Source organism: Streptomyces albidus (ex Kaewkla and Franco 2022), assembly GCF_013870515.1.
In the GTDB taxonomy this organism is placed as follows: domain Bacteria; phylum Actinomycetota; class Actinomycetes; order Streptomycetales; family Streptomycetaceae; genus Streptomyces; species Streptomyces albidus.
In genome coordinates, this window is the sequence record NZ_JACBXA010000429.1 from 1 (window position 1) to 2,845 (window position 2,845).

The window sequence follows — 2,845 nt, forward strand, 5'->3', positions numbered from 1 at the left end:
GCAGGCCGTAGCCGAGGACACGGTCCACGCAGATGTGTCCGAGCCAGGCCAGGCCGAAGGTGAACGGTGCGGCGATGGCCGTGTTCGCGGTGGGCGCGAAGGAGAGGACGACCAACAGCACCAGCGGGATCAGCGGTCGGTGCAGCACGTTGTAGACGGCGACCATGCGAGAGGGGAAACGGCCCTTCTCGCGCGGTTCGCCGCCCACACCGAGCAGGAACGACAGGTCAGGGACGAGGAATCCGAGCACGGCGAGCGGAATCGACCAGCCGCCGTGCTTGACCCCCTCGAACACCGCCCAGAACAACAGAAAGGCGCCGAGTGCGGCCCAGGCCAGGCGGGCGGGCCACGATGCCGACGGGCTCGGGGCGCCGCTCCCGGGAGCGCTGGTTGTCACGGTCTCTCCTCAACAACTCGGGGCGGATGGGGGCCGTCGCGCTACCAGGTGACCGGCAGACGTGTCAGGCCGTGCACCATCATCCCCGTCGACATGCGCAGATTTTCGACGTCCTCGGCAAGGCGCAGGTCAGGGAAGCGGCGGAGCAACGAGGAGAGCACGATCTGGAGTTCGGCCCGCGCCAGTGCCGCCCCGAGGCAGAAGTGCGCCCCGTGGCCGAGAGCGACGTGGCTGGTCGCAGAGGGCCGTGCGGGGTCGAACTCGTCGGCGGAGCCCTCGGTGAACTGGTCCGGGTCGCGGTTGGCCGAGCAGATCGCCGCGAGCACGGCGCTGCCCTTCGGAATCACCGTGCCGCCCAGCTCGACGTCCTCGAGGGTCACCCGCAGCGGCCCGCCGTCGCCGATGGGGTTCATCCGCAGCAGTTCCTCGACGGCGTGCTCCATCTTCTCCGGGCTCTCCCGCAGCGCGGCGAGGTGCTCGGGGTGGCGCAGAAGCGTCAGCACGCATGTGCCGATCATGCTGACGGTCGTCTCGTGCCCGGCCACCAGCAGCGTGATGCCCATGGTGATCAGCTCGTGCTCGCTGAGGCTGCCCTGCTCGTCGTGTGCGGAGACGAGCGCGCCCAGCAGGTCGTCCGTGGGCTCCGCCCGCTTCTTCTGCACCAGCGCTCCCAGGTACTCGACCATGGACTTGCGCTGGTGCATGACCTCCTCGGGCGTGTGCGAGGTCAGCGAGACGAACGCGTCGGACCACGCGCGGAAGCGGTCGCGGTCCTCGAAGGGCACGCCCAGGAGCTCGCAGATCACCATCACCGGCAGCGGGAAGGCCAGTTCGGTGTTCAGGTCCGCCGGCGGGGAGAGCTTCTCCATCTTGTCCAGCAGCTCGTCGGTCAGCTCCTGGATGCGCGGCCGCAGGTTGTGCACCCGGCGGGCCGTGAACTCCCGCGAGACGAGCTTGCGCAGCCGCGTGTGCTCGGGCGGGTCCATGGTGAAGAGGCCGCCGGCCAGCGGAGGCGTCTTGGACAGCTGCGGTGCGCCCGGCTCCACCGTCGCGGCCCGGCTGAAGCGGAGGTCCGACAGGACGGTACGCACGTCGTCGTAGCGGGAGACCACGTAACCGTCGTCGCCGCTGGGCAACCTCACGTGCGCCACGGGGCACTTCGCCCGCAACTCCTCGTAGACGGGCGGCACCTGCACGGCGGAGGGCCGGTGGAAGGGGTAGCTGTACTCCGGTTCGGTGCGGGATTCGCTGGCCATCGAGGTCTCCTGCTGCGGGATCGGAAGGTGGGGTGCGTACGGGAGTCGGGGGTCCGCGGGGTGCGGGCGGCGTACGGAGTCGGGCGGAGGCAGAGTCAGACGGAAGTGCCGGCTCGGGCGGTCTCCGCTTCCGCGTCCGGCGCCACTTCCGTGTCCGGCGACGCGGCGGAGCGGCCGGCGGTACCGTCGGCGCGGGAGCTGCCCCGCACCGACGGCTCCTGCCCCGGCGGCTCCATCCGGTCCAGGCGCAGCGCTTGATGCAGCCTGCGCAGTGGAGCGGGCGCCCACCAGTTGCTGCGGCCCAGCAGCGCCATCAGCGACGGCACGAGCAGGGCGCGTACGAGAGTGGCGTCCACGATCACGGCGAAGGCGGTCCCCATGCCGAGCTCCTGGACCAGCACGATCTGGGACAGGCCGAGGGCCCCGACCGCGACGCAGAACAGCACCGCCGCCGAGGTGACGATGGGCCCGGTGCGTGCCAGTCCTTCGGCCACCGCGGCACGGTCGTCGCCGCCCGCGGCCTTCGCTTCCTTGATCCGGCCGAGCAGGAAGACGTTGTAGTCCGTGGAGAGGCCGAAGGCGAGCGCGAAGACGAGTACGGGTGTGGTGGTCTCGATGCCGCTCTGCTCGGCGAATCCGAGGTTGCCGCCCTGGAAGGCCCACACCAGGAACCCGAGTGCCGCACCCGTGGACAGCAGATTCATCAGCAGCGCCGTCAGCGGCAGCAGCAGCGAACCGGAGAAGGCGAAGAGCAGCAGCACGGTCACGACCGCCAGCACGCCGACGGCCGTCGGCAGCCGGTCCTTGATGGAGTCCTGCTGGGCGAGGAGGTCGGCCGTCAGACCGGTGAAGCGGGCGGGGTGCGGGGCGTCGATGTCCTGCACCGCTTCCGCCGCGTCCTGGGCGGTGTTGCCGAGAGGGGCGCCCGCGAGGACCGCGTCGATCTCCCAGTGCCCGCCGTCGATCCGGAAGGGCTTCCCCACGTCGCGGACGCCGGAGACCTTCGCGACCTCGTCGGCGTACTTCTCCAGCGCGGCGTCGTCCCCCGGGGTGTCGAGGACGATCTGCAGCGGGGAGGTCATGGGGTCCTCGAAGTCGCGCTCGATGGCCTTCGCCGTGTGACCCGCGCTCGTACCGCCGGGCAGCATCCCGGCGTCGACGCCGGTGAAGCGTGCGCCGGCCACGGGCGCCG

3 protein-coding genes are annotated in these 2,845 nt (G+C 71.0%); all 3 read right to left on the reverse strand.

Annotated features, from left to right (window positions below):
- Positions 1-397: DUF4260 family protein (locus H5J26_RS30095; RefSeq protein ID WP_181769125.1), on the reverse strand; the 397-nt coding region annotated here is incomplete at its 3' end.
- 41 nt (positions 398-438) lie between these two features.
- The gene (locus H5J26_RS30100; RefSeq protein WP_181769126.1) at positions 439-1,653 is read right to left on the reverse strand and encodes a cytochrome P450; all 1,215 of its coding nucleotides are present in this window, start codon (positions 1,651-1,653) and stop codon (positions 439-441) included.
- 95 nt (positions 1,654-1,748) lie between these two features.
- Positions 1,749-2,845: MMPL family transporter (locus H5J26_RS30105; RefSeq protein ID WP_181769127.1), on the reverse strand; the 1,097-nt coding region annotated here is incomplete at its 5' end.

Excerpts from the sequence above, each read along its gene's own strand:
- H5J26_RS30100 (WP_181769126.1), bottom strand. The coding sequence starts at position 1,653 with ATGGCCAGCGAATCCCGCACCGAACCGGAGTACAGCTACCCCTTCCAC.